Here is a 26,117-nt window from a genome sequence, read left to right on the forward strand (position 1 = left end):
CTACCAGATCTCTTTTCGCAAAATAACTTGTGTACATGGTTTTGTACAGTTGTGAATTTGTGCCTGAACGCTGAAAAAAATGAGGACTCTAAAAATGCGAATGATACCTATACAAGCTGAATCTCCGCCTTTAAGAAGCCTGCAAGTGCAGGGACAAACCTATCGCTATCACGTGATGATCAAACCCACTGGGGCACAGTGCAACTTAGATTGTAGTTATTGCTTCTATTTGCATAAACAAGACATGTTACAGCAACCCAAAGTTCCGCGTATGTCTGAGTCGATGCTTGAGTTACATATTAAGCAATATATCGAAGCGCAAACGGGCAATGAAGTGGTTTTCAGTTGGCAGGGTGGTGAGCCGACGCTTATGGGGTTAGAGTTTTTCCAGCAGGTGGTTGAACTGCAAAAAAAATATGCCAAACCTCATCAGCGTATTGAAAATGATTTACAAACCAATGGCACGTTACTAGATGAGGATTGGTGCGCATTTTTAAAAAAGCATGATTTTTTGGTGGGTTTATCTATAGATGGGCCTGCCGAGTTACATGATATCCATCGCTATAACAAAGGTGGAAAACCGACGCATGCCAAAGTCATGCAGGCTGCTGCGTTATTGCGCCAGTATCAAGTCCCCTTTAATGCCTTATGTGTGGTGAATCGTGATAATGCGAAACGACCGTTAGAGGTTTATCGTTTTATCCGCGATCAGGTGCAACCGTGTATGATTCAACTGATTCCAGGAATGGAAAGTGCTCAGTTTCAGCAGACAGCACCAGGCCATTGGAATCCTCAAGATTTACCTAAATTGGGCAGTTCAGCAGCGCAGCCGGGCAGCTCAGACTCTGTGGTGACAGACTGGTCGATTGCTGCCGATGATTGGGGCATATTCCTTTCAACTGTGTGGAAAGAATGGTTGCAGAAAGACTTTGGGCAGGTCTTTATCGACCAGTTTGAAAACATGGTTTCCATGATGTTTGGCTATGGGGCGCAGAAATGTGTGTCGGGTCAAATTTGTGGGAAATCATTGGCGGTCGAACACAATGGCGACCTCTTCTCTTGTGATCATTTTGTTTATCCCGAATATAAATTGGGCAACATTCACGAGATTCACCAAGGCGATTTAGTTTTTTCTGAGCGACAAAAGAAATTTGCATATGCCAAATCGAAGTCGCTGCCAGAATACTGCCAAAAATGTCCATATCTTCAATATTGCTGGGGCGATTGTCCAAAAGATCGGTTCCTCAAAACCCCAGATGGAGAGGCCGGTTTGCATTATCTTTGCTCAGGTTTAAAACGTTTTTTTCATACTGCACTTTTATCTAAAAATGAAATTGCTAAGCGGATATGACCGCATTAGGAAACTGTTGTCATTGGTATTTAGAAAAGCATTTTTATAAAAATTAAATGTGTAAGGAACTGATATTTTTTTTTTAGTGCTAATAGGGTTTGAAACAAGGATGAAAATTCGTTGTATACGAATGTGTTTAAGGAAAATACCATGCAAAAAAACTTAATTTCTCGCTCTTTAGCCTTGGTAAGTGGAGCATTACTTTCAACAGCACTCATGGCGAAACCACCCAATATTTTGGTTATTATGTCCGATGATGTAGGCTGGCAGAACGTCAGTGCTTATAGTCATGGTGTTATGGGCTATGACACGCCGAATATTGATCGTATTGCCAAAGAAGGCGTGATGTTTACCGATCACTATGCACAGCCAAGTTCAACCGCTGGACGTGCAGCATTTATTACAGGTCAGTATCCGATTCGTTCAGGTATGACCACAGTTGGGCGCCCAGGTTCACCTTTAGGGATTAAAGCTGCAACACCGACTTTGGCAGAAGTACTCAAACCGTTAGGTTATATGAGCGGTCAGTTTGGTAAAAATCATTTGGGTGATCGAAATGATAGCTTACCGACAGTACATGGTTTTGATGAATTTTTTGGTAATTTATATCATTTAAATACTGAAGAATTTCCTGAACAGTATGATTATTCAAAAGATCCTGAATTTGTGAATCAGTATGGAACGCGTGGTGTATTACACTGTTATTCGTCCAACGATAATGATGGAACTATCGATCCTCGTTTTGGTGTGATGGGTAAACAAAAGTGTAAAGACTCAGGCCCTTTAACCCGTAAACGTATGGAAACGGTGGATGATGAGTTCATTGCTGCCAGTGTAGACTTCATGAAGCGCAGTAAAAAATCGGACAAGCCGTTTTTTGTGTGGCTGAATCCAAGTCGTATGCATATGTTTACCCATTTACGCCCTGAGCACCGTTACTTAGCTGCCAAAGCCACCTCTGAAGATGATTTATACGGCAGTGGTATGGTTGAACACGATATGCAAGTCGGTCAACTCTTGGATGATATGAAGAAGATGGGGGTGTTGGATAACACCATCATTGTTTATACCACCGATAACGGCCCTGAGCACAGTGCAAAAAATCATGGTGGAACCACACCGTTCCGTGGTGAAAAAATGACGACCTATGAAGGGGGAGTCCGTGTTCCAATGATGGTGCGATGGCCGGGACATATTCCTGCGGGACAAGTGAAACACGGCATTCAGTCGCATATGGATTTGTTTACAACTTTGGCGAATGTCGCAGGGAATAAAAATGTGGTCGAGGAGATGAAAACCAATCGTAAGCAAATTATTGATGGTGTAAACAATATCGACTATTGGACCGGCAAATCAAAAGAGAGTATGCGAGATAATTTTCTGTACTATCATGCATTGATTTTACGTGCAGTTCGTATTAATCAATGGAAAGTTCATTTTGAAACCAGTAAAAATTATTACGACCCATATCAAAAGCAAAAATTTCCAGTGATGTACAACCTTCGCCAAGACCCATTTGAGACTTTTGATAGTATCAGGGATCGTTCAGACATTATTCAAACCAAGCAATGGATTTCTGAACCCTTACAGGCATTACTGGGTTCACACATTAAATCTTTGATGGATTATCCACCTGTACAAAAAGCTGCAACACTTGATTTTAGTGAGTTAATTAAAAATTTGCAGACCCAAAAGCAGTAAACTCTGATAAAGGTGGCCGAAGTAATTCAGCCACCTTTTTGATGTTTTGGTGAAATTTATGCTGTGATATATAAAGAAGCAATTTAAATCATTCAGAATGTTGCGAGTGTCTATTCTAAGGATTTGGTGAGTTTAAAGTTGGACTCAGGTTGATCCAGTACTTGGCCTTTATCGCCACGCATTTCAATGAATTGCGCACCAATATAATAAATACGGCTATCACCAGATGAGTCGAGCTGTATCAGTTGATCAGAGCCATTCACAAATTGAAATGAGCCTTTCACTTCATTCACATAATTATTATTCGATTTGCCTAAAAATTTTTGTTTCAGCACAAAATGATGATCTAAGGTCAGTTCAAGTTCAGTGTCGATCCCGGAACAATCATGACAGGGTAGAACCCCTTGATATGTGCCTACCCAATCAAAGGCATTTGCTGTGTCTGGTGTATCCATCACGGTTGCGCTAGCACTGTCGTCCAGAGATGCGGTGACATTGTGATCTGGTGGAGGATCGTTCTCATTTGGCTTTGAGCATGCAGTTAACATGGTGAAAGATAGGCATAGTGCTAAAACAGTCTTTTGCATATACAGCACCCGATATTATTCATTGTTTAGTTTTACCTTACAGTAGTGCAAGAAATGAATCTGTGAAGATCTGTGAGTGCTTCTGTATCTTCAATAAAGAATACTATTCACGTATTTTTACCTTTAATCTCAAAGACCCTGTTTTTTCTTGAAATATTTGGAATTAAATAAAATATACGTTTATAGATTAATTGTTGTTTTATTGAGCGTCTCGCCGTGTATTTGATCAGCAGCATTGCTAGAATCGGCGCGGATTTTCAGTAATGTGGTATTTTTTGTGTTCGAAAAGCTTGCAGAACAAAGTTTAGCCTTAATGGGGTGGCAGATTGATAATCATTGGGATTTGAATATCGATCAATGTGTGATGATTGCAGCGCCACATACCAGCAATTGGGATGCGCTGTACGCTCGTTTGGCATTAAAGGCCTTAGGTGTGCATGTCCGTATCACTATTAAAGACAGCTATATGAAACTACCATTTGGGCCATTTGTTCGTGCAATGGGCGGGATAGGTATTGACCGTCGTCCGAAGCATGAAGGTGAACCACGTCCAAGTATGGTGCAACTCATGAGTGATCTTTTTAAAGAACACCCTAAGTTGGTCATGTTGGTCACCCCTGAAGGGACACGTGCCAGGCAGGAACAATGGAAAACAGGTTTTTATCATGTTGCAGTCAGTGCAGGTGTTCCAATTGCGTTAGCCTATATGGACTATGCGAAGAAAAAAACTGGAGTGGGTAAAATTATTTATCCTACGGGTGACTATGAAAAAGATATGGCTGAAATTATGGCATTTTATGCGCAAATTTCTGCTAAATTTCCTCAAGATTTCAGTGTCGATACTCGTTATCACAACGACTCAACTGTGTCTTAACTTCAAATTTAAGTCATATGAAATAAAAAAGACAGTTTTCGAGCTGTCTTTTTTATTGCTAATCGTATTTTAAGGACTTTGCTGGGGATTGGGTAAAACCCCACCTAGTGACTGGCATGCGGCCGTATAACTTTGTAGCTGTGTTTCAATCACTTCGGGCAGTGGCAGGTCAAAAATTTGATCGCCATGTTGATAGCTTTCTACATAGGATTGGGCTTTTTGTTTGCTGCTGGCAAGCACTTGTTCATGATAACTGGTCATACTGCTGTGGTCTGCCTGATCGTGCTCTATATTTTGACAGTTAAAAGATTGGAGAAGTTTTTCAGCTTGTTTTATTTCTTTGGATGAGCTTATGGAGCAAGCACTGATAAAGCAAAAACTCAGTAGTGCAAGAGGCAGTTTCATATATGGTGAGCGATGGGTTGGAAGGTGCGCCAATTGTATAAAGATTTTTGGAGTTGGAGAAAGCCCAGTAGAGCTAAGTTGTTTAAAGATGAGCCTATATTGACACAAAATACACAATTGCTGACCCAAGCCATTGCCAAAGTGCAGAGTCAGGTTTTATAGCACTACAGAAAGCGATAGCTGATACATAGAAAACAGCCTGAACTAAACAATAAACCCAGTACCGTATGTTTGAACTGCCGCTCAGAAATTTTATAAAACAATTGCGCGCCGAGCATGGCCGGTAGACTCACACTCAAAAGTAAGATGCCCATATAGGGCAAATGTTGCAAGTTTAAATTTCCGCGGAGCAGATAGGTGAGTAAGGTGAATAGCTGAATGGCGAAATTAAAATGCCTTAAAATTGAGCGCTGTTGCTCTTTAGGAAGGTTTTTTAACATGACCCAAGCTGAAGGCAGTGAGCCACAAAAGCCTCCCAACCCACCCAATACACCCCCAAGAAAACCAATACTGCTATCGGCGTATTTTCCAGAGTTTTGAATGAAGCGAATCTGGGGATTAAGTAGCATCAATGGACACCAAAGAATCAAAAAAATTCCTAGTATCAGTTTAAAGGTCTGTGCTTGAATGATGTCTAATAGATAGGTTCCCAATGGAACGCCAATCAGACCTGCAAGGATATAAGGTGCAACGAGGCTTTTATCAAGTTGAAAGGCAGATTCTGACTTTAAGGAAATCAGGTGACTCCAGACTGAGGCGAACACCACCAGAGGCGCTGCGAGCTGAGGTGCCAAGATCCAGATCCAAAATGACATGGCGATTAAGGCAAATGCAAAGCCTGTGAGTCCCTGTACAAAACCCGCCACCATTGCACCTAAGATAAAGATCAACCAAGTCATATGCGATATATTTAAAATTTTAGCGAGTGTACGGTTTTTTGATCGGTCTACATAGTTTTAGACATGTAAAATGACTGAAACCTTAGCTTGATTTTGAATATGTATATTGATCTTCATACATAGCGTAGCTCAGAACCACACTAATATTCGCTAAGACCACTTTCTTTCGTGATGGCGTAAATCAAAAGGGCATAAAAGTGTCTAGATTATGGACAAACCGCCACTTTCTTTTGATATAAGCCTGCGCGAACAGTCCCAGCTTTGGTGCTCTTTATTTGCACCCACGACGTTGGGAGTTTTAATAGATTTAAATCTCGATCGGCTTCCACATAAATATAGCCATTATTTTGAATCATCGGATCCGCCAAGAGGGCCAGTTCTTCCCATAGCTCTAGGCTATACGGCGGGTCTAAAAAGACCAAATCAAACTGTTCTTTTAAAGTGGGTAATGTTTGCTGTGCAGTCGATACTTTTAACTGGGCACGAGACTTAGGTACTTTAAGGAGTTCCAAGTTTTGTGTTAAAAACTGTGCTTGACTGCGGTCAGGTTCAATCATCACTACCTTTGATGCACCACGTGATAAGGCTTCAAATGCCAACGCACCCGAACCTGCACAAATATCCAAAACATTGGTATTTTGCACATCCCACATGAGCCAATTAAACAAAGTCTCACGTACGCGATCAGGCGTAGGACGTAAACCTTCAATACTGGCAAAAGGCAGTTGACGACGTTTCCAGTCCCCTCCAATGATGCGGAGTTGGTTTTTCATAATTAGTCTGACTCCACAGGTGCAGAAGGTGGTGTAGCTGAACGGCTGATATTTGCTGGCGTTGATGCGGGTGCTGCATTGGAAGTACTGGTTGGTGTAGCTGTACTTCTTGTCCCAGTTGTGGTTGCTGGTGGAGTGCTACCACTTGGTAATTCACCCGGTTTAATCCCCGCTGTCATTAGACCACCGCTAATTTGATGGTTTTGAGGACGAATTGGATTTTTATGACGAGTGAGCAACCAGTAATCTAAGATCGGACGAGCCAGCTGTGCCGCAGAACCACCATGACGACCATTTTCCCACACCACTGCAATCGCAATTTCAGGGTTTTCCGCAGGTGCAAAGCCAACAAATAAACCGTGGTCGAGCTGACGTTCTGTTAAAAGTGCTTCGTTATAGCGTTTGCCTTGGGCAATACTTTTGACTTGTGCCGTACCAGTTTTACCTGCAATTTTATACATTGGTGTACGAATACCACGTCCTGTACCCGTTTCGATGACATCGACCATAGCATCACGCATTTTTATCCAGTCTTCATCTGTACCATTGAACTGAATTCGACCATCAGGTGCATTGAGGTTTTTATGTGGTTTTGCGCCTTTACTGGTTTGTAAAACATGTGGAATTACATGCGAACCATGATTCGCAGTAATGGCAGTTGCCATGGCTAATTGTAGGGGGGTTGCGGTAAAAGCACCTTGTCCAATACTGACAGAAATGGTTTCACCTTTAAGCCATTTGGCATCGCGAGTACGCATTTTCCATTCAGGGTTTGGATACAGACCTTTGCTTTCACTCGGTAAATCAACACCCGTTTTCTCACCAAAACCAAACTGACGCATCCATGTGTTCATTTTTTCAATGCCCATGCGGAAAGACAGAATGTAATAAAAGGTATCGCAAGAAACAACTTGAGCTTTATGTAAATTGACTACACCATGTCCTGACTTTTTCCAGTCACGGAATTTATGCGAATCGCCCGGAAGGGTAAAATAGCCATGATCGGAAATAGCAGTACCCCAATCAATTAAGCCATAATGAATACCACCTAAACCAAACATCGGTTTAATGGTTGAGCCGGGTGGGTAAGCGCCTTGTACAGCACGGTTATATAGCGGTTGATCGAGGTTATCGCGTAAACCGCTATAGTCGGTATGACTAATCCCCGTGACAAACAGGTTAGGGTTAAAACTTGGACTTGAGACCAAGGCCAGAATTTCACCTGTACGTGGATCCATCGCCACGATTGCACCACGACGACCTGCAAGCTGCTCTGAGGCAACCGTCTGCAAGCCATAATCGAGTGAAAGATATAAGTCATTACCACGAACGGGTTCTTTGCGACCTAAATGGCGCAACACGTTACCGTGCGCATCGGCTTCGATCGACTCATTTCCTGGTACACCATGCAGCAAATCTTCATAGGAGTTTTCTACCCCAATTTTACCAATCAGGTTAGTGCCCGCATACAAATCTTTATTGATACTTTTTAATTCTTTATCGTTAATTCGACCTACATAACCAATCACATGGGCAAATAGCTCACCATGTGGATAGTAGCGCGTCATCTGGGTTTCGATATTAACCCCAGGGAATTGATACTTAACTTCGCTAAAGCGAGCGATATCATTTTCATTGAGATTAAGTTTAATGGAAACGCGTTCAGTTTTACGTGAGGCTTTAATACGACTGTTAAAGCGCTCAATATCATCTGGTGTGAGTTCTAAGATTGGCGTTAAACGTTCAATTGTGGCATCAATATCCGTCACATCCGCTCGACTCATCGTCGCGGTAAAGACTGGATAGTTGTCCGCCAACAGCACGCCATTGCGGTCATAAATATAACCACGCGCAGGGGCTAAAGGTTGTAGGCGGATACGGTTTTGATCGGATGCAGTTGAAAACTCGTCAAATTGAACCAGCTGCAAATAGGCATAGCGAGTGACTAAAATCAGCAAGAAAAAGACCACAATACCCATGGAAATAAAGGTACGATTTCGAAAAATGCGCTTTTCTTGTTGGACATTTTTTAAAGGAAAGTGCTGTTTCATACCAAATCGACTTAAACACATGGATAAAGAGGAAAATACCTGCGCGCTATTCTAACGCATGTCACACTGTTTTGATATTTGTTATCGCTGCTTCTGCTTTTCATTTTTGCCTAAATTTTGACTTTATAGACATCAAAAATATAAATTGCTGTATATAAGTGTTTTATAAATTCTGCTACAGTCAAAATCCTGTAAAAAGGGACCAATTACTAAAATAACATTACGGATAATGGTGACAATAATGACAAGAATTTATCCAGTGTTGGCACTTGTTGCCTGTGCAAACGTAGCCTACGCTCAAGATAATTCCTTTTTGCCAGATGCAAAAATTCCTGCTGGCAGTGCTCAAACGTGGAATGTAGGGGCTGGTGTAACGCAGAAATTACTGCACACCAATTTGGAATGGGTGAATCCTTATGGCATTGCATACGCAAAAGCTGGGGTATTTATCAATGATGATTACCCTGTCGGTGGTCAGTTGGGGTTTAGATTTCCAGTTCATTTTACTGGTAAAGATAAAAATGGCTATTATCTCGGTGTTTACGCAGGGCATATTGACAGCAAGAAAGTAGATGGCGAGTACGAATCTCGCCTTGGTGGTGGTGTAGATCTTGCTTATGTGTTACTTAGTCCTGAACGAATCAGCACTTTCAGTGTAGGGATTGGTGCAGGGGAAAAACTTGAAGCCAAATCGGGCTATGTGGTTGCAGAAACTGAACCGAGACTACAATTTTCCTATACTCTAAGTTTCGGTTTATAGACACAATATCTTTTTTAAAACGCTATATAATTCAGTTAATAAAATTAAATATGGAAGTTATGCATGCTTGAGTACGTCAATCAGTTGTGGCAAACCTTTTTGAATCGACCCGATTTTTGGGCTGTACTCAGCATTATTCCTGTGACTGCTTTTGTGACTTGGGCGCACGTTTGGATGGCCCTGAAAATGGTCTTTTACCCGATTACATTTTGGGGTTTTCATATTGGACCTTTGCCTGTGGGTTGGCAGGGCATTGTGCCTAGAAAAGCGGGACGTATTTCAGGCATCATTACCGATAACACCTTATCTAAGCTTGGTTCTTTGCGTGAATTTTTAGACGCCATGGATCCTGAGGATATGGCACGGATCATTGGTGAGCAAGTTGGTTTTGAACTTGAGCACCTGATTGATGAAGTCATGATTGACCGTAATGCCGTACTTTGGGAAAACTTACCTTATTCGATTAAGCGTCGAATTTATGCGCAGGCACACAAACAGCTTCCGGCTGTGCTCAGAGAATTAGTGACCGAACTGACCATGAACGTCGAGTCACTTGTAGATATGCGCGATATGGTGGTCAGCCAAATGGAAGGTGACCGCAGACTAATGGTGCGTATGTTCTTGAAAGTGGGTCAGAAAGAAATCAACTTTATTTGGCATATTAGTGCACTCATCGGGATGTTCTTTGGTATCTTCCAAATGATTGTTTGGTTTGTGGTGCCATGGCATTGGACGGTCCCATTTTGGGCGGCAGTATGGGGCTTCTTAACCAACTGGATTGCGATTTGGATGGTGTTTAATCCAATTGAGCCACACTATGTTCGATACTTGCAACTGACTGAATTAACAAAAGATCGTAAGTTTCCCTGGATTAAACCTGTGATTCCGCGCATTGGGACTTATAATGTACAAGGCGCTTTCATGAAGCGCCAAGAAGAAGTGTCTGATGTGTTTGCAAGTGTAGTCACAGAAGACCTGATTACGTTAAAATCTATCATGACTGAAATGATGTATGGCAATAAAAAAGACAAGACCCGTCGTATTGTCAAGCGTCATATTAATGAAATCATGGAAACACCATTGGTGAGAACATCTTTGCAGCTGTCTTTGGGGCCACGTGAATACGCAAAACTCAAGACGGACTTGATTGATCGTTCAATTGAAATTACGATGGTGCCTGTATGCGACCCAGCGTTCAATGCGAGCCGTGCACAGAAAATCTATCAAATGTTTAGAGACCGTATTCGGGAGCTAACGCCGAAAGAATTTCAAAACTTATTACGTCCTGCATTTCAGGAAGACGAATGGATTTTGATTCTATTGGGTGGGGTAACAGGCTTCATTGCGGGTACAATACATTTGTTTGTAGCTTTCTTATAATTAGATGCTAAAAATATGTCGAATTTTTCGATATGTACAAAGTGTCAAATACATTGTTTAAATGAGGATGTTTTTTTATGCGCATTATCTTACTCGGACCACCTGGAGCAGGTAAAGGTACACAAGCTCAGTTGATCTGTAAGCGCTACAATGTCCCACAAATTTCAACCGGTGATATGCTCCGTGCTGCAATTCGTGAAGGAACTGAACTCGGTCTACAAGCTAAAAGCGTGATGGACAATGGTGGTCTTGTATCTGATGAACTGATCATTGGTTTAGTGAAAGAACGTATTGCACAACCTGACTGTGTAAATGGCTGTATCTTTGATGGTTTCCCACGTACCATTCCTCAAGCCGAAGCGCTTGAAAATGAAGGCATCAACATTGATCACGTGATTGAAATTGATGTTCCTGACGAAGAAATCGTACAACGTCTTTCTGGTCGCCGTCAGCACCCTGCATCGGGCCGTGTTTATCACATCGTTTACAACCCACCTAAAGTGGAAGGTAAGGACGACGAAACTGGTGAAGAGCTGGTACAGCGTCCAGATGACCAAGAAGCAACGATTCGTAAGCGTTTGGGTTCATACCACACTGAAACTGAACAGTTAGTTGGTTTCTACCAAGGTCGCGCAGCGTCTGGTGAAAATGCACCAACCTATGACAAGCTGAATGGCTTACGTCCAATTGACGAAGTACAAGCAGATTTGTTTGCGATTCTTGATCAAGACAAATAATTGCATGGTTTAAACATGGCAATGTTTTGACATTGAAAGAGCTCTAAGTCATATTAGGGCTCTTTTTCTTGATCCTCTAAAAATGGAGTTGCGTGTGGCACAAGTTGGAATCATTGTTTTAATTATTGTTGCTGCGGCGGTATTGGTGGGTTTGTTTTACATTAGCGTAAAAATGCTACGCGATGTCAGTAAACAAGAAAAAATGTCGAAGAAGCAGCCAGAACGTCAGTTACATCCGAAGTTGCAGCAAGACTTAAAAGATAAATCAAATCAACAATAAAAAAACTGAACTTTAATGTTCAGCTTCTATCGTCGTTGTGGCAATACGTGCTGCACCAAATTCAAAACGATCTGGCCAGTTACACACATCTGAAACAATACACTCATGACATTTCGGTTTGCGTGCGATACAGCAGTATCGACCATGTAAAATCAGCCAATGGTGTGAATCGACAATAAATTCTTTCGGTATGACTTTCACTAAACGGTGTTCGACTTCAAGCACATTTTTGCCGACTGCTAATCCCGTACGATTGCCTAAACGAAAAATATGCGTATCGACCGCCATGGTCGGTTGTCCAAAAGCAGTATTTAACACCACATTGGCTGTTTTTCGTCCTACACCGGGCAAAGCTTCTAAATCGGCACGGTTGTTTGGCACGATGCTGTTATGTTTTTCAATCAGTATCTTACAGGCTTTAATGATATTCTCAGCCTTTGCATTATATAAGCCTATGGTTTTAATGTAGGTTTTTAAACCATCGACCCCTAAGGCATAAATCGTTTCAGGTGTATTGGCGACTGGAAAGAGTTTATCTGTAGCTTTGTTGACACTCACATCCGTCGCCTGAGCAGACAAGGTCACAGCCACCAACAGCTCAAAAGGACTCGAATAATTCAATTCAGTTTTGGGATTTGGACGTTGCGCGCGTAAACGTTCAAAAAAGATTTGGATTTGCTTTTTGGTCATGCTTTTTACGGGTTTTCCGCTTGTAGTGAGCATGCTTAAGCTCCCTGTAACTGATGAAGCTGTTGGGTTAAGTCATCTAATAACAGACGTTTTTTCGTATCTTCACGCACGCTGAGCTGCTTTTCTAGTTTTTTGATTTGTACACGTAATTTCGCCAGCTCAATGGTGGCTTTTGCATCGAGCTTTGCTGCCATTTCTGGCTCTTTGTCGAGGATTTGAATATCAGGTACAGCATCGTTCTGTGCTGAAAACTGGGCAAATAACGCCGTATCAATTTCTGCACGAACTACTGGACCTTTACGGTGTAGACGCTGTTTTTCTTCACGCTGAATGTGCGCGTAATAGCGTTGTCTTAAATCATCTTGCTCAGCTTTGCGCAAGATTTCCGTCGGTATACCGTTTACATCTGGAATAAGGTCAATACAGTCAACAGGACAAGGCGGAATACACAGTTCACAGCCTGTACACAGGTCAGTCAAAATACTGTGCATGAGTTTACCCGAGCCAACAATGGCGTCTACAGGACAGGCACTAATACATTTGGTACAACCAATGCATTCATCTTCACGAATGATTGCTTTCATTCTCTGTGGGCGGCCATCGGCTTGAATAGGCCAAACACTTTCCTCTGCAATTAATGCTGGTCGGTTTAGCAACTGAGCCAATGCGTCGGCTACAGGCTGCCCGCCGGGTACACATTTATTGGCTGCTTCACCTTCGCTGATGGCTTGGGCATAAGGCAGACATCCATCACGATGTCCGCAGAGTCCACATTGGGTTTGGGGAAGGAGAGCATCGATATTTTGGATCAGGGAAATGTGCGAATTCATGCGTAAACCAATCCTGCAGATGAATTTGCAGAGATATTAGAAGAAATAGGTAGATCACTGAATTTTACCATGTTTTTTTGATTAATCCTGTGTTCTAAAATGGTTCATTGATTGCATCATTTTTGAGCAAAAAAAGATTTTAAACCTGTGTTTTCATTGGTGTTTTTTTTATAAAAAATTCTAGGTATATTTTATATAAATAATTGTTATATAAATGATAAATATGTTTTTTGACAGAAATGTGTTGTGAATTGTTGGTAAAAGATATTTAATTGTTTGCGCCAAAATTTAACATTGTTTATAAAATTTGACCAATTTTGATCCATTTTCTACTGAGGATTAAGCGTTGAAATATAACAGCCTTAATGAGTTTTTAGATTACGTGAAAACACGTGATGAACATCAACCCGAGTTTCTACAAGCGGTAGAGGAAGTCATGACTAGCCTTTGGCCGTTCATTGAAAAAAATCCTCGTTATGCAGATCACGGTTTGCTCGAGCGTTTGGTTGAGCCAGAGCGTGCGATTCAATTCCGTGTATCATGGGTGGATGATCAAGGTCAAACCCATGTAAACCGTGCTTTCCGTGTTCAATACAACTCGGCAATTGGTCCATTTAAAGGCGGTATGCGTTTTCACCCATCGGTGAATTTATCGATCCTAAAATTTTTAGGCTTTGAGCAAACCTTTAAAAATGCGTTAACGACACTACCAATGGGTGGTGGTAAAGGCGGTTCAGACTTCGATCCTAAGGGGAAGTCTGAAGGCGAAATTATGCGTTTCTGCCAAGCGCTAATGATTGAGCTGTACCGTCACCTAGGTTCAAATACGGATATCCCTGCGGGTGATATTGGTGTGGGTGGCCGTGAAGTGGGCTATATGGCTGGCATGATGAAGAAGCTGAGCAATGACACTTCATCTGTGTTTACGGGTAAAGGTTTGACCTTTGGTGGTTCTTTGGCACGTCCTGAAGCAACCGGCTACGGCACAGTGTATTTTGCTGAAGAAATGCTGAAAACCCGTGGCGACTGCTTCCAAGGCAAAACAGTCACGATTTCTGGTTCGGGTAACGTAGCGCAGTACGCTGCTGAAAAAGCAATGTATCTAGGTGCAAAAGTCGTTTCATTGTCTGACTCTGCGGGTACGGTATATGTAAAAGCAGGCTTTACCGATGCTTTACTTGCTGAAGTGATGGAACTGAAAAATGTGAAGCGCGGTCGTATTTCTGAGTTTGCGTCTAAGCATGGTTTTGAATACTTAGAAGGGCAGCGTCCATGGTCTATTCCATGTGATATCGCATTGCCATGTGCAACTCAAAATGAGTTAGATCAGGCGGATGCTGAAGTACTCCTTGCAAATGGAGTGATTTGTGTCGCTGAAGGGGCAAACATGCCTTCTACCTTAGATGCAGTCGAAAAATTCGTTGAAGCGAAAATTTTATACGCACCAGGTAAAGCATCCAACGCGGGTGGTGTTGCGACCTCTGGCCTAGAAATGTCACAAAATGCTTTACGTTTGGGTTGGACTTTTGAAGAAGTCGATGAGCGCTTACATGCGATCATGAAAGAAATTCACCGTAACTGTGTGAAATACGGTACACAAGCAGATGGTACTGTGAACTATGTAAATGGTGCCAACATTGCAGGCTTTGTAAAAGTTGCAGATGCAATGCTTGCTCAAGGCGTATTCTAAGTTTATATACACTTAGAAAAATCCCAATAAAAAACCGAGGCTTGAGGCCTCGGTTTTTTTCTAGGTCATTGAACGATTACAATGAACCTTTTACTGCTTCACGTTCAATAATCATGTCTTGAACATAAGCATATTTTGATTGGTCAGCCGCAGGGTTGGCAATTTCAAAACGTTTAACACGCACGATTTGACGCTCTTTAGGGTTATGAGTGAAGCCATCGATATGGTTATAGAATAACGTCCAGTCTTTATCGACCTGTGTTTTTACGCCATTTTCAGCATATTTAACTTCACGAACTTGTAGGCATTCCATACGGGCAACACCTGCAGAACATGTTTTAGTTTCAGGTGAAATTTCTAAGAAAACAGTTTCACCTTGGCTTTGATATTTCGATTCAGCAGTTTGCTTACCCGTGAATACAATTTTTTCACCCTTTGCCGATACCACGGTCAGTGTTGGTGCATCAGGATCATTTAGGTTTAAAACAAACGGTGCCTTACGGTTGTCAAATAAATCTGCTGCAACGCCTTCTTGAGCCATGGCTTTTGGTTCACATGCCATTTGAGTCGCCATCAGGTTACCCGTGACGATTTGATTATTCTCAACTTTCCAACTGGTACCCATACCGTTACAACTGGTTGCAATGCCTAAACGACCTGCTTGTTTGTCAAAGTTTAAAACCAAAGGTTTAGGCGCATCCAAGGTGTTCGCACTCCAATGGTAGTTTGCGAGTGTTTGATCTGCATTTTGTTGTTGTAGTACAGACACAGCCAAATCTCCTACTTTTTGAATATCAGATGATTGGCAAGCAGCCAGTGCGAGAGGGAAAAGGGCAATCGCTAAATATTTTAATTTCATGGGTTACAAGTTCTTGATTTAAAATAACAAGATACATGATGTCCGATGTTGTTTTTAAAAGAATGGATACATTCGGTTCTTTTGGGTTTTAAAATGTATCCATAAATATTTTTTTGTTAATATATAAGTAAAATTTATACATTAATCAAAACGATAAATGTCCATGCCCAGTGCACCCATGGTAAAGCTACTATGCACAATATTAAAACGATGACCTGTACCCATTGCAAAAAATATTGGGGCAAAGTGTTCTAACGTTGGGTGGTTACGACGGACAAAAGGAATCGATTCCCAGTCTAAAATGGCGTCAAAGTCCTGATGGCTAAGTTTCGCGACGACATGATTACGAAACGTCGATGTCCACTCAGGTACCGCTTGTGACTGACCATGCCAAGACAACTCGGCTAAGTTATGGGTAATACTCCCTGAGCCAATGAGCAAGACCTGCTGCTCGCGTAGTGGCGCAAGGGTTTGTCCAATTTTATAAATCTCCTCTGCCGACAGATTCATCGGGAGTGAAATTTCCACCACAGGGATGTCTGCATCTGGATACATATGGAGTAAAGGCATCCAAACGCCATGATCACGCGGACGGGTACTGTTTGCATGAGCTGAAAAACCCGCTTCTGCCAGTAAATGTAGAATTTCTTCGGCTAAAACAGGCTGACCGGGTGCTGGGTAGCGAATGTCATAAAGCTCAGCAGGAAAGCCTCGAAAGTCATGCCATGTCTCTGGACGGACTGCAGTACTTACTTCAAGTGAGTTACTTTCCCAGTGAGCAGACATAATCACAATTGCTTGTGGTGTCGGTAAGTTTAGACCCAAACGATGCAACGCAGGCCCAACTTGCTCTGGATTCAACGCAAGCATGGGTGAGCCATGAGAAATGAATAAGCCGGGTAGCGTTTGTAAGTTCATTGTGAAAGCCTAATAGGAGAAGATGAAAAGAATTTTGTCAGATTCTTATCATCTGTGTAATGGGGGAAATATCAACGTATTGTTCCAAAAAAAGAACAATACTTGAGCTTAACCTGCACGATGATAAGGATGATTATGGTTGATGCTCATCGCACGATATAGCTGTTCAATCAGCATTACGCGAACCATGGGGTGGGGCAAAGTGAGTTTAGATAATGACCAATGCCAAGCAGCCGCTTTACGTACTGCTTCAGAATGGCCATCAGGTCCGCCAATAGCAAGTACAATATCATTACCCTCAAGCATCCATCCTTTCATGGTTTCAGCCAGTTTTTCGGTACTAAACTCGCGTCCTCCAACCTCTAAAGCAATCAAGACTTCATTGCCTTTCATGGCATTCAAGATGCTATCACCTTCAATTTGGCGATACTTCAAAATATCTGCTTCCGAGTCATTTTTGCCACGCTTTGCCATTGGCAGTTCAATAATTTGTGTCTGAACAAAAGGCTGAATACGTTTAAAATAATCTTCAAAACCAGTGAGCACCCACGCTGGCATTTTTTGACCAATGGTCAGAATACGGATTTTCATAATGAAGTATGTATATGGAGACGATTTATTATAACGGTGAAAGTATGGCTTTGCAGTGAGACGAAACAAAATGCAATTGAATTCATTGAGCCAATGTTGCTTAATTCAACAAATGAGTGGAATAAGAAATACTTGGAATAATAACAATGTGGCTCAAAATTTTAAAAAAACAGGCTTTTTTGTTGATTGTTGTACTGGGTACTTTCACAGGGCAGGTATTCGCAAGCAACGTCAAAATGGCTGATGAACAAAACTTACAGGTCTATTTGGAGCAGGTGATTGGTCAGGGCAAAGCACGTAATTATAAAAATCTCGACGAGCTGAATCGTGTCTCTGCATGGATTAAAGAACAGATGCGCTTGTTGGGTGTTCCGTGTCACTATCAAAACTTTACGGCCAATCAGCAAATCTACCGAAATGTAGTGTGTAGTTTAAACGTCGGACGTGCAGACCGCGTGATTGTTGGGGCGCATTATGACGTCTTTGGTGAGCAAGATGGCGCCGATGACAATGCCTCTGGTGTTGCTGGTGTGATTGAAACTGCACGGATTTTGGCAGAGCAAAAGTCTAAACTACCTAATAATGTAGAGTTCGTTTTTTATAGTCTGGAAGAGTCTCCATTTTCTAAAACTCAGCAAATGGGGAGTTATGTCCACGCGAAGTCAGTCCAAGCTCACAAAGAGAAGATTAAAGGGGTGTATATTTTAGACATGATTGGTTTCTTTAGCGAGCAGCCGATTCAGAACTATCCAGTGGGTTTAAAATGGATTTATCCAACCCATGGTAATTTTATTGCAACCGTGAGTAATGTCAGTTCACGTGATTTAGGTACAGGCTACTGTGCTGCGATGCAGGAGTTGAATCAACTGGAATGTCAGCGTTTGGTTGCACCAAGCTTTGCCAATGCTTTCGATTTTTCAGATCATTTGAATTATTGGGAGTTTGATATTCCAGCAGTGATGATTACGGATACTGCTTTTTATCGAAATGCTCATTATCACGCCAAAACAGATCGTTTAGCCACATTAAATTTAACTAAAATGACCAATGTGATTGACGGGCTGGTGCAGCATTTATTGAAACCTTAATGGATCATTAAACAATAAAAAACGCAGTTCCCAAGTAGTGAGAACTGCGATAAAAGGTCATCCGTCTGGAGAATCAGATGACCATACGATTTTAAAAATCGAATAAAGAGAAAACATACAGCACATACATATTCCTACTATTTATATCGGGATTTTTACAAAATTTTCAAGTATAAATTAGCTTAAAAAGTTTATAAAAAAAGCATGTACACGTGAGGCTAGAATTTTAAGTTTATTTTATTGCATAGAATGCAAACCAATCATATTTCCTTCGCTATCGAAAGCAATCACAACATAACCATATTCGCCAATAGAAATCTTCGCTTCATGGATTTTTCCACCAAATTCCATAATACGGCTGGCTTCGTTCGCACAATCTTCACATGAAAAATAGATTAGGGTACTGTTCGCGCCTGCAACAACACCAGGCATTTTGACCAGTGCTCCAGAAGCACCGTAGGCTTGCATATCTGATGGAAATGCCCACATTTGCAGTGAATTACCATCTGAAGGTGGTGTAAGTTCAGTCAGCTGAACCTTAAAAACGGATTGGTAAAATTGTTTGGCACGAGATAAGTCATCTACATAAATTTCAAACCATCCAATTGGATTTTTCATTTTATTTGTCCTACATCTATCCTTTGATTGAATTATTGTAGTTGCTCAATGTACGACGGTATGTGGAGTTCTCTACGCTGATTTGTAATAAAAAAAGAGAGCCGAAGCTCTCTCTTTTCATCATACAGAATCAGTGGCGTGCAGCTTTTTTGCCTTCATCGACTGCTTTCACAATCGGTGCCTTAACCAATGGTTCAGGCATAGATGTTAATGCTAACGGTAAAATCTCATCAATTGATTTTACTGCTTTAATCTCTAAACCCTCTTTGACATTGTCAGGGATTTCAGATAAATCACGGACGTTATCTTGAGGAATGAAGACCAGCTTAATTCCACCACGGTGTGCTGCGAGTAGTTTCTCTTTCAAGCCACCAATACGCATTGCACGGCCCCCTAGACTGGTTTCACCTGTCATCGCGATATCAGGACGAATTGGAATACCAGTGAAGGCAGAAACCAATGCTGTCGTTAACGCGAGACCTGCAGAAGGGCCGTCTTTGGGTGTTGCACCTTCAGGTAAGTGAACGTGTACATCTGTTTCATCAAAGCGAGATGCATCAATACCGAGTTCATCTGCACGGGTACGTACCACGGTCATAGCAGCAGTAATGGATTCTTTCATCACGTCACCGAGTGAACCTGTGGTGATGAATTTGCCTTTACCTTTGACCGCTGCAACTTCAATGGTCAATAACTCACCACCGACAGAAGTCCATGCTAAACCGTTGACGCGACCGACTTGAGCTTCATCTTCCGCCATACCAAAGTCAAACTTATGTGGACCTAAATAGTCTGGAAGGTTAGCCGAAGTCACATCGACTTGCAGATTTTTCGCCTTTTTACTGACCGCTTCTTTTACCACTTTACGGGCAATTTTAGAGACTTCACGCTCTAAGCTACGCACACCAGCTTCACGTGTATAACGTTGTACGATGTCACGAATCGCTTCTTCATGAACAGTCAATTCTTTTGCACGTAGACCATTGTTCTTGATTGCTTTAGGAACAAGGTAACGCTCAGCAATGTTGACTTTTTCATCTTCGGTATAACCCGGTAGACGAATCACTTCCATACGATCCAGCAAAGCTTCTGGAATATTCATGCTGTTGGCCGTACAGATGAACATCACTTCAGACAGGTCCAGATCAAGATCTAAGTAGTGATCGTTAAACTTGCTGTTCTGTGATGGATCGAGTACTTCAAGCAACGCAGAAGCAGGGTCGCCACGGTAGTCTTGTGCCATCTTGTCGATTTCGTCGAGCAAGAACAATGGGTTTTTCACGCCGACTTTCGTCAACGACTGCACAATTTTACCTGGCATCGCACCGATATAGGTACGACGGTGACCACGGATTTCAGCTTCATCACGTACACCACCAAGTGCCATACGAACAAACTCACGACCTGTTGCTTTGGCAACCGATTCGCCAAGTGAAGTTTTTCCTACACCCGGAGGACCAACTAAGCAAAGGATTGGGCCTTTGAGTTTTTTCACGCGTGATTGAACCGCGAGATATTCCACAATACGATCTTTCACGTCATCTAAGCCGTAATGATCGGTATCTAAAATTTCTTGCGCTTTGCTTAAGTTAATGCTGACTTTGCTGGCTTTATTCCAAGGCGTATCTAAGATAGCCTCGATATAATTGCGCACCACAGCCGCTTCACTTGATGCAGGTTGCATTGCTTTGAGTTTACGGAATTCGCTTTCAGCTTTTTTGCGCACGTATTCAGGCAAATCAGCTTCAGCAAGACGTTTTTCAATTTCAGCAACGTCATCTTCCGCACCGCCATTCATGTCAGAAAGTTCACGCTGAATCACCTTCATCTTTTCATTGAGGAAGTATTCGCGTTGATTTTTCTCCATTTGGCGCTTCACTGAGTCATGTAAAGTTTGCTCAATCTGTTGTTCTTCAGATTGCTGCAATAAATATGTCATCAGTTCTTGTAGATGGGCTTCAAACTCATCGTGTTCGAGGAATTTTTGCTTCACATCAATATTCAGTGGAACACGGGTCGCTACGAAGAATAACAATTGCAGTAAATCATCAATCTTGTTCGCTGCAGCAATGAGTTCACGTGCATTACGTAGTTTTGCTTCAGCGTATTGAGCAAACAGGGCACGTAACTCTTGTACACGTGTTTCTTGCGTTGTTTCATCAATGTGGACTGACATTGGGCTAAGCGCATGTTCTGCTGTGAGATAATCATTTTCATCAATGATTTTTTCTAGCTTTGAACGATGTAAGCCTTCAATTAATACTTTTATACAGTTTTCATCATTTTCATGATTCACAACTTGCACAATCTTCGCGACAGTACCGTATTGATATAAGTTGTCGTGATCAATTTCTTCTGAAAGAGAATCTTTCTGAGCAACTACAAATACTAGATTGTCACTGTTACGAGCCACATCAACTGCATTGATCGATTTTTCACGACCTACAAATAGCGCGATTTGCATGTGTGGATACACCACGACATCACGTAACGCTAAAAGTGGTAATACACTTGGAACCTGAGGCTCTAAGGTTTCTTGATTCATAATAATTTCAGACATGGGCACTCCTAATGAGTGACAACGGTGTTGCCATGTTTTTTATAGTGATGGGTATTTTAAAAAATACAAGGGCAGGTCAAAATAAATTGTATAAAAAATGACTAAACATGTGATTTTTAAGTATTCTCAACAGTCAAAAATGTCAATTTTAGCGCTTGAAGCGTAAATGTTGTTGAGGGGTCAGCAGTCCATCTAAAGGCTGATCCCATGTTTCTCGAATCAAGCGCTGTGGCACTAACTGGAAGTGATGGGCCAAACCAAGGCGAAACGGACGGTGATAGGGCGCAGAAGCCAAGGTTTTATCGTAAAAACCACCGCCCATGCCAATACGTGTGCCATAAGGATCACAAGCCAATAAGGGCATGAGCAGGAGGTCTAAATGTGAAACGTGTTGCCCACGTGTTGCCATAGGCTCTTGCATACCGAGCGGATGATGCGAAAAGCGTTTATTTTGAAATTGGTTGTGTGAAACTTTGACCCACACCAAGCGCTGGTTCATATTGCAAATCATTGGTAAATACACTGCTTTTTTCTGATGAAAACAATATTCAATGATTTTACGGGTCTGAATTTCCCCAAAAGCATGTAGATAAATACCGACATGCTTGGCCTGTTTGAATTCGGGCACGCGTTTTAAGCGCTGTAAAATTTGCTGTTCGGACTGCTGCTGTTGGTAGGAGGAAACTTGTCTGCGTTGTTTGCGAAGCTGTTTTCTGAGTTGGGCAAGTTCAATCGACATGGTGAACGCAGTCCTGAGTATCGAAAAGATAAGTGTGAAAGTGATCGCCAAGTCAAAAAAGACGGCAATTGTTTATGGTGCAATCGTTGAACCTTTTTTCAGTTCTTGCAAAATAGGGCAACAGCTATCTGTCGTGGTTTTACATTCATCCACCCAAGTTGAAAGGCGTTGTTTCAAAGCATTCAGCTCTTGAATCCGTTGATCAATTTTTTCCAGCCGTTGCTGAATCACATCACGGACTTTTTCTCGATCATCCAGTTGCAAATGCAATAGATCTTGAATTTCACTGAGCTGTAAGCCCGCATCTTTGCCTTTTTGTATAAAGCTCAACGTTTCAATATCTTGCTGACTATAGTAGCGATAGTTTTGCGTGGTTTCAGGAATGCGCATCAGACCAATCCGTTGATAATAACGAATGGTTTCCACATTCACCTGACAGTGTTTTGCCAGTTTGCCGATAGTGAGCATAAAATAATCTCCAAAAGGCTTGACTCAGTACCTAGGTACAGACTTTATGCTAACACAATCAAAAAATAAAAGGTGAGTCAGAATGAGTGAGCAACACAAAACGTCTTGCTGTTCCAAACAGAAATTAGCGCCGATGGTGGTGAATATCGATCCTGTCTGTGGGATGACGGTCGCAGAGGACTCTCCTCATGTGTATGAGCATCAATCAGTTCGTTATTTGTTTTGTTGCTCAGGCTGTTTAAAGAAATTTTCGGCCAATCCAGAGGCTTACTTAACATCAGAAAGAGCGCCCAGTGTTTGTTGTAGTCAATCCAAAACAGATATAAGCGATGCTTCATCTCAGGCGAAAGAGGAAAGTGCTGTAGTTACTTCCAAAGGTTGTGGTTGCGGATCAAAACCTGTGTCAGATGCAGAGAAGACCACATTTACTGACCCTGTGTGTGGCATGACCGTAACTGATTTAACTAAACCGCATACCGAGTGGCAGGGGCAGAACTACTATTTTTGTAGTGAAAAATGTTTGCAAAAGTTTATTGCAACCCCAGAGGCTTATGTAAAAACTGAAGATGCAGTATCGGTGTCTACTTCTACTGCGGGCTGTTGTGGTTCAACTCCGAAAGAGGCAGAGAAAAAAGCATCCTGTTGTGAGCCTAAGCCTCAAACAGAACCAGACACCAAAGCCAGTTGCTGTGTACCCAAGCCGAAAGTAGAAGCTGCAAAAAGTAGCTGCTGTGGTGGAGGAAAGCATGAACATAGTGCTCCGTCTGGATCAGCTGAGTTTATTGACCCCGTATGTGGCATGTCAGTCGATCCGAATACAGAGTTAAAAACGGATTATCAGCAACAGACCTATTATTTCTGCAATCCTTCTTGCTTAGATAAGTTTAAGGCTGATCCTGAGTTTTATCTGATTCCACCCGATCAGCGTCCTGTACCTGAAGGGGCTGCGGATATGGACTATACCTGTCCGATGGACCCTGAAATTGTGCAGAAAGGTCCGGGTACCTGTCCAATTTGTGGTATGGCACTCGAGCCGATGCAACCGACTTTAGATGATGCACCCAACCCAGAGTTGGTGGACTTTAGCCATCGCTTTTGGATGACCTTGCCACTGACGTTGATCGTGTTTGTACTGGCGATGGGTTCACATATTCACAGTTTCATTTCACCGCATATTCAGCCGTGGATTGAGCTGGTCCTCGCGACCCCAGTGGTGTTGTGGGCAGGTAAACCCTTTATTGAACGTTGCTGGACTTCGTATAAAACCCGCAACTTAAATATGTGGAGCCTGATTGGTGTTGGGGTGTTAGCGGCCTATATTTATAGTGTGGTGGCAACGATTTTCCCAAGTGTGATTCCAATGGAAGCCAAAACTGGGCATGGCGTTGCAGTGTACTTTGAAGCAGCCTGTATGATCGTGTCTTTAAGTTTGCTCGGTCAAATCATGGAGTTAAAGGCGCGTGCTAAGACCGCAGACTCACTCAAAGCCTTACTCAAACTGCAAGCCAACACAGCCAAGTTGGTTCAAAATGATCAAGTGGTTGAAGTTGATATTGGTATGGTCAAACAAGGCGATATTTTACAAATTTCCTCGGGCGAGCAGATCCCACTGGATGGTGTGGTGGTTGAAGGCAAAACCTATGTCGATGAAGCCATGATGACCGGTGAACCTGTGCCTGTGAAAAAGCAAGTGCATGACACGGTGATCGGCGGGACGGTCAATCAACAAGGCAGTATTCGTATTCAAACTACGGCGGTCGGGGCGAATACCACTTTGGCGAAAATGATTCAAACGGTAGCAGAAGCACAGCGTTCTAAAGCACCGTTACAACGTTTGGCCGATGTGTTTGCCAAGTACTTTGTCATCATTGTGCTATTGATTAGTGTGTTGACCTTTGTCGCTTGGATGGTGTTTGGTGGTGCCCAGTTTGATTTGGCATTGATGTGTGCGGTGGCGGTACTAATTATCGCCTGTCCATGTGCGCTGGGTTTAGCCACGCCGATGTCGGTCATGGCCACGACAGGGCGCGCGGCACAAAAAGGGGTACTGTTTAAAGATGCAGAGGCGATTGAAGCTTTAAGTAAGGTCAATACGCTGATTGTCGATAAAACAGGGACTCTGACGGAAGGTAAACCAAGCCTTAAAGAAATTCAGTTGCTCAGCCCAAATGTGGAACAAGCGCAAGTGGAACAGTGGATTGCCTCGATTGAGCAGTATTCTAGTCATCCGATTGCCCAGACTTTGACACAGTTGGTCCCAGCGCAGCAATTGCTTAAAGTGGCAGACTTTGAGGATGTGACTGGTTTTGGCGTCAAAGGGCAAATTGGCGAGCAAACCCTCTATATTGGTAGCCAAAAGCTGCTTGAGCAACTCGGCATTACTTTGGATGATACTTTGCAAAGCCAGTTGAACCAGCAGCGTACGACAGGCAATGTGATCAGTTTCTTAAGCAATAGCCAAGAAGTGCTGGCTTATATTTCTATTCACGATGCGATTAAGGCCAATGCGCAGCAAGTCATTCAACAGCTGATTGATGATGGTATTGAAGTGGTCATGGCAACAGGTGACCATGAACAAAATGCCCAGTTGGTGGCTAAGGAATTGGGTATTCAACAAGTCTATGGCAACTGTACGCCAACTGAAAAACTGGATATTGTAAAGAAATATCAGGCTCAAGGTAAAATTGTGGCGATGGCAGGAGATGGCATTAACGATGCACCAGCCTTGGCACAAGCCAATGTCGGAATTGCCATGGGGAACGGAACCGATATTGCTAAACAAACCGCACAAGTGACTTTGGTTAAAGGTGATATTCGTGGTGCAGCTGATGCGCTACATATGGCGAAACTGGGTGTGCGGAATATGAAACAAAACCTTGCTTTTTCCTTTGTGTATAACGGTTTAGGTGTTCCTGTCGCAGCAGGAATTTTCTATCCATTAACAGGGTTATTACTCACCCCAATGTTCGCTGCGGTGGCCATGTCACTGAGCTCACTGTCCGTGGTCTTAAATGCTTTACGTTTACAGAAGAGTAAATAAGCGCTTTTAGATTTTTACGGTCTCTTTTTAAGTTGAGTTTTTAAAAAAGCATCTTTTTAACAAAGGTGCTTTTTTTATGATGATTCGTGATGGAATAAAGCGCAGCGCGAATAAAGATTGCTTTTTACAAGCGTCTTTTTTGATTCAACTTAATTTAAAGGGCCTTGATCAGGTTAGACCGAGTAAGGTTGTAATAGATACAAAATAGATGTATTTGGGTAAGAGGTA

Annotated in this window: 24 protein-coding genes; 10 read left to right on the top strand and 14 right to left on the bottom strand. The window is 42.3% G+C overall.

Translation table 11 applies throughout. The features are described from left to right. The first annotated feature begins 94 nt into the window (after positions 1–94). Both MN200_RS05400 and MN200_RS05405 read left to right on the top strand, forming a co-directional pair. Positions 95–1,351 carry an anaerobic sulfatase maturase gene (locus tag MN200_RS05400; RefSeq protein WP_242760245.1) on the top strand — a complete coding sequence of 419 codons (1,257 nt, stop codon included), beginning with the start codon at positions 95–97 and terminating at the stop codon, positions 1,349–1,351. A gap of 150 nt (positions 1,352–1,501) precedes the next feature. Next, positions 1,502–3,052 carry an arylsulfatase gene (locus MN200_RS05405; protein ID WP_242760247.1) on the top strand — a complete coding sequence of 517 codons (1,551 nt, stop codon included), beginning with the start codon at positions 1,502–1,504 and terminating at the stop codon, positions 3,050–3,052. 110 nt (positions 3,053–3,162) lie between these two features. On the opposite strand, the gene MN200_RS05410 is transcribed toward MN200_RS05405, so the two are convergent. Beyond that, positions 3,163–3,639, bottom strand: coding sequence for a copper resistance protein NlpE (locus tag MN200_RS05410; protein WP_234303858.1), 477 nt, complete (start codon positions 3,637–3,639; stop codon positions 3,163–3,165). Between the two features lie 277 nt (positions 3,640–3,916). Between MN200_RS05410 and MN200_RS05415 the strand changes: the two genes are divergently transcribed. Beyond that, on the top strand, positions 3,917–4,513 hold the full coding sequence (locus tag MN200_RS05415) for a 1-acyl-sn-glycerol-3-phosphate acyltransferase (RefSeq protein WP_242760249.1): 597 nt from the start codon (positions 3,917–3,919) through the stop codon (positions 4,511–4,513). A gap of 69 nt (positions 4,514–4,582) precedes the next feature. Here the strand turns inward: MN200_RS05415 and MN200_RS05420 are convergent, their stop codons facing one another. From MN200_RS05420 to mrdA, 4 genes are all read right to left on the bottom strand, one after another. Continuing rightward, entirely contained in the window at positions 4,583–4,918 is a 336-nt protein-coding gene (locus MN200_RS05420) for a hypothetical protein (protein WP_234303856.1), read from the bottom strand. A gap of 164 nt (positions 4,919–5,082) precedes the next feature. Further along, on the bottom strand, positions 5,083–5,817 hold the full coding sequence (locus tag MN200_RS05425; RefSeq protein WP_234303855.1) for a sulfite exporter TauE/SafE family protein: 735 nt from the start codon (positions 5,815–5,817) through the stop codon (positions 5,083–5,085). A gap of 206 nt (positions 5,818–6,023) precedes the next feature. Beyond that, a complete protein-coding gene (rsmD, locus tag MN200_RS05430; protein WP_242760251.1) occupies positions 6,024–6,590 on the bottom strand; it encodes a 16S rRNA (guanine(966)-N(2))-methyltransferase RsmD in 567 nt (188 codons plus the stop codon). A gap of 2 nt (positions 6,591–6,592) precedes the next feature. Then, the gene (mrdA, locus tag MN200_RS05435; RefSeq protein ID WP_234303853.1) at positions 6,593–8,641 is read right to left on the bottom strand and encodes a penicillin-binding protein 2; all 2,049 of its coding nucleotides are present in this window, start codon (positions 8,639–8,641) and stop codon (positions 6,593–6,595) included. Between the two features lie 241 nt (positions 8,642–8,882). Here mrdA and MN200_RS05440 point away from each other — a divergent pair, with 241 nt between their 5' ends. The 4 genes from MN200_RS05440 (at position 8,883) to MN200_RS05455 (ending at position 11,798) form a co-directional block, all read left to right on the top strand. Further along, positions 8,883–9,401, top strand: a complete 519-nt coding sequence (locus tag MN200_RS05440; RefSeq protein ID WP_004980918.1) for a hypothetical protein — start codon at positions 8,883–8,885, stop codon at positions 9,399–9,401. 63 nt (positions 9,402–9,464) lie between these two features. After that, positions 9,465–10,781: a hypothetical protein gene (locus MN200_RS05445; RefSeq protein ID WP_004694304.1), complete on the top strand. Its 1,317-nt coding sequence runs from the start codon at positions 9,465–9,467 to the stop codon at positions 10,779–10,781. Positions 10,782–10,858: 77 nt separating this feature from the next. Then, positions 10,859–11,518: an adenylate kinase gene (gene adk, locus MN200_RS05450; RefSeq protein ID WP_004980915.1), complete on the top strand. Its 660-nt coding sequence runs from the start codon at positions 10,859–10,861 to the stop codon at positions 11,516–11,518. 82 nt (positions 11,519–11,600) lie between these two features. After that, a complete protein-coding gene (locus MN200_RS05455) occupies positions 11,601–11,798 on the top strand; it encodes a hypothetical protein (protein ID WP_078389901.1) in 198 nt (65 codons plus the stop codon). A gap of 12 nt (positions 11,799–11,810) precedes the next feature. Here the strand turns inward: MN200_RS05455 and nth are convergent, their stop codons facing one another. Then, on the bottom strand, positions 11,811–12,521 hold the full coding sequence (nth, locus tag MN200_RS05460; protein ID WP_234303852.1) for an endonuclease III: 711 nt from the start codon (positions 12,519–12,521) through the stop codon (positions 11,811–11,813). Between the two features lie 2 nt (positions 12,522–12,523). Continuing rightward, complete coding sequence (locus MN200_RS05465) at positions 12,524–13,318, bottom strand: RnfABCDGE type electron transport complex subunit B (RefSeq protein WP_242760253.1); 795 nt, start codon at positions 13,316–13,318, stop codon at positions 12,524–12,526. Between the two features lie 346 nt (positions 13,319–13,664). On the opposite strand from MN200_RS05465, the gene gdhA reads away from it, so the two are divergent. Continuing rightward, on the top strand, positions 13,665–15,008 hold the full coding sequence (gene gdhA / locus MN200_RS05470; RefSeq protein WP_004980905.1) for an NADP-specific glutamate dehydrogenase: 1,344 nt from the start codon (positions 13,665–13,667) through the stop codon (positions 15,006–15,008). Positions 15,009–15,084: 76 nt separating this feature from the next. Here the strand turns inward: gdhA and MN200_RS05475 are convergent, their stop codons facing one another. The 3 genes from MN200_RS05475 to rlmH all read right to left on the bottom strand — a co-directional run bounded on the left by MN200_RS05475 (position 15,085) and on the right by rlmH (position 17,376). Then, positions 15,085–15,867 (bottom strand): META and DUF4377 domain-containing protein, encoded by a 783-nt coding sequence (locus tag MN200_RS05475; RefSeq protein ID WP_234303851.1) that lies wholly within the window; start codon positions 15,865–15,867, stop codon positions 15,085–15,087. 141 nt (positions 15,868–16,008) lie between these two features. Continuing rightward, positions 16,009–16,785: a class III extradiol ring-cleavage dioxygenase gene (locus tag MN200_RS05480; RefSeq protein ID WP_234303850.1), complete on the bottom strand. Its 777-nt coding sequence runs from the start codon at positions 16,783–16,785 to the stop codon at positions 16,009–16,011. Between the two features lie 108 nt (positions 16,786–16,893). After that, a complete protein-coding gene (rlmH, locus tag MN200_RS05485) occupies positions 16,894–17,376 on the bottom strand; it encodes a 23S rRNA (pseudouridine(1915)-N(3))-methyltransferase RlmH (RefSeq protein ID WP_004980899.1) in 483 nt (160 codons plus the stop codon). A gap of 146 nt (positions 17,377–17,522) precedes the next feature. Here rlmH and MN200_RS05490 point away from each other — a divergent pair, with 146 nt between their 5' ends. After that, positions 17,523–18,464, top strand: coding sequence for a M20/M25/M40 family metallo-hydrolase (locus MN200_RS05490; RefSeq protein ID WP_242760255.1), 942 nt, complete (start codon positions 17,523–17,525; stop codon positions 18,462–18,464). 237 nt (positions 18,465–18,701) lie between these two features. Here MN200_RS05490 and MN200_RS05495 read toward each other — a convergent pair whose 3' ends face one another. From MN200_RS05495 to MN200_RS05510, 4 genes are all read right to left on the bottom strand, one after another. Beyond that, a complete protein-coding gene (locus tag MN200_RS05495; protein WP_242760256.1) occupies positions 18,702–19,082 on the bottom strand; it encodes a VOC family protein in 381 nt (126 codons plus the stop codon). 130 nt (positions 19,083–19,212) lie between these two features. Continuing rightward, on the bottom strand, positions 19,213–21,642 hold the full coding sequence (gene lon / locus MN200_RS05500; RefSeq protein ID WP_242760258.1) for an endopeptidase La: 2,430 nt from the start codon (positions 21,640–21,642) through the stop codon (positions 19,213–19,215). Between the two features lie 148 nt (positions 21,643–21,790). Then, positions 21,791–22,381, bottom strand: coding sequence for a 5-formyltetrahydrofolate cyclo-ligase (locus tag MN200_RS05505; protein WP_086208418.1), 591 nt, complete (start codon positions 22,379–22,381; stop codon positions 21,791–21,793). 72 nt (positions 22,382–22,453) lie between these two features. After that, entirely contained in the window at positions 22,454–22,849 is a 396-nt protein-coding gene (locus MN200_RS05510; RefSeq protein WP_242760260.1) for a MerR family transcriptional regulator, read from the bottom strand. 82 nt (positions 22,850–22,931) lie between these two features. Here MN200_RS05510 and MN200_RS05515 point away from each other — a divergent pair, with 82 nt between their 5' ends. After that, positions 22,932–25,889, top strand: a complete 2,958-nt coding sequence (locus MN200_RS05515; protein WP_242760262.1) for a heavy metal translocating P-type ATPase — start codon at positions 22,932–22,934, stop codon at positions 25,887–25,889. Positions 25,890–26,117 lie beyond the last annotated feature (228 nt).

This window comes from Acinetobacter sp. LUNF3 (assembly GCF_022699605.1).
GTDB classification, from domain to species: Bacteria; Pseudomonadota; Gammaproteobacteria; order Pseudomonadales; family Moraxellaceae; genus Acinetobacter; species Acinetobacter johnsonii.

What these genes read in the sequence shown, in the direction of transcription:
- MN200_RS05400 (WP_242760245.1), top strand. Translation starts at nt 95, where the DNA reads ATGCGAATGATACCTATACAAGCTGAATCTCCGCCTTTAAGAAGCCTG.
- MN200_RS05405 (WP_242760247.1), top strand. Translation starts at nt 1,502, where the DNA reads ATGCAAAAAAACTTAATTTCTCGCTCTTTAGCCTTGGTAAGTGGAGCA.
- MN200_RS05410 (WP_234303858.1), bottom strand. Translation starts at nt 3,639, where the DNA reads ATGCAAAAGACTGTTTTAGCACTATGCCTATCTTTCACCATGTTAACT.
- MN200_RS05420 (WP_234303856.1), bottom strand. Translation starts at nt 4,918, where the DNA reads ATGAAACTGCCTCTTGCACTACTGAGTTTTTGCTTTATCAGTGCTTGC.
- MN200_RS05425 (WP_234303855.1), bottom strand. Translation starts at nt 5,817, where the DNA reads ATGACTTGGTTGATCTTTATCTTAGGTGCAATGGTGGCGGGTTTTGTA.
- rsmD (WP_242760251.1), bottom strand. Translation starts at nt 6,590, where the DNA reads ATGAAAAACCAACTCCGCATCATTGGAGGGGACTGGAAACGTCGTCAA.
- mrdA (WP_234303853.1), bottom strand. Translation starts at nt 8,641, where the DNA reads ATGAAACAGCACTTTCCTTTAAAAAATGTCCAACAAGAAAAGCGCATT.
- MN200_RS05440 (WP_004980918.1), top strand. Translation starts at nt 8,883, where the DNA reads ATGACAAGAATTTATCCAGTGTTGGCACTTGTTGCCTGTGCAAACGTA.
- MN200_RS05445 (WP_004694304.1), top strand. Translation starts at nt 9,465, where the DNA reads ATGCTTGAGTACGTCAATCAGTTGTGGCAAACCTTTTTGAATCGACCC.
- adk (WP_004980915.1), top strand. Translation starts at nt 10,859, where the DNA reads ATGCGCATTATCTTACTCGGACCACCTGGAGCAGGTAAAGGTACACAA.
- MN200_RS05455 (WP_078389901.1), top strand. Translation starts at nt 11,601, where the DNA reads ATGGAGTTGCGTGTGGCACAAGTTGGAATCATTGTTTTAATTATTGTT.
- nth (WP_234303852.1), bottom strand. Translation starts at nt 12,521, where the DNA reads ATGCTCACTACAAGCGGAAAACCCGTAAAAAGCATGACCAAAAAGCAA.
- MN200_RS05465 (WP_242760253.1), bottom strand. Translation starts at nt 13,318, where the DNA reads ATGAATTCGCACATTTCCCTGATCCAAAATATCGATGCTCTCCTTCCC.
- MN200_RS05475 (WP_234303851.1), bottom strand. Translation starts at nt 15,867, where the DNA reads ATGAAATTAAAATATTTAGCGATTGCCCTTTTCCCTCTCGCACTGGCT.
- MN200_RS05480 (WP_234303850.1), bottom strand. Translation starts at nt 16,785, where the DNA reads ATGAACTTACAAACGCTACCCGGCTTATTCATTTCTCATGGCTCACCC.
- rlmH (WP_004980899.1), bottom strand. Translation starts at nt 17,376, where the DNA reads ATGAAAATCCGTATTCTGACCATTGGTCAAAAAATGCCAGCGTGGGTG.
- MN200_RS05490 (WP_242760255.1), top strand. Translation starts at nt 17,523, where the DNA reads ATGTGGCTCAAAATTTTAAAAAAACAGGCTTTTTTGTTGATTGTTGTA.
- MN200_RS05495 (WP_242760256.1), bottom strand. Translation starts at nt 19,082, where the DNA reads ATGAAAAATCCAATTGGATGGTTTGAAATTTATGTAGATGACTTATCT.
- lon (WP_242760258.1), bottom strand. Translation starts at nt 21,642, where the DNA reads ATGTCTGAAATTATTATGAATCAAGAAACCTTAGAGCCTCAGGTTCCA.
- MN200_RS05505 (WP_086208418.1), bottom strand. Translation starts at nt 22,381, where the DNA reads ATGTCGATTGAACTTGCCCAACTCAGAAAACAGCTTCGCAAACAACGC.
- MN200_RS05510 (WP_242760260.1), bottom strand. Translation starts at nt 22,849, where the DNA reads ATGCTCACTATCGGCAAACTGGCAAAACACTGTCAGGTGAATGTGGAA.
- MN200_RS05515 (WP_242760262.1), top strand. Translation starts at nt 22,932, where the DNA reads ATGAGTGAGCAACACAAAACGTCTTGCTGTTCCAAACAGAAATTAGCG.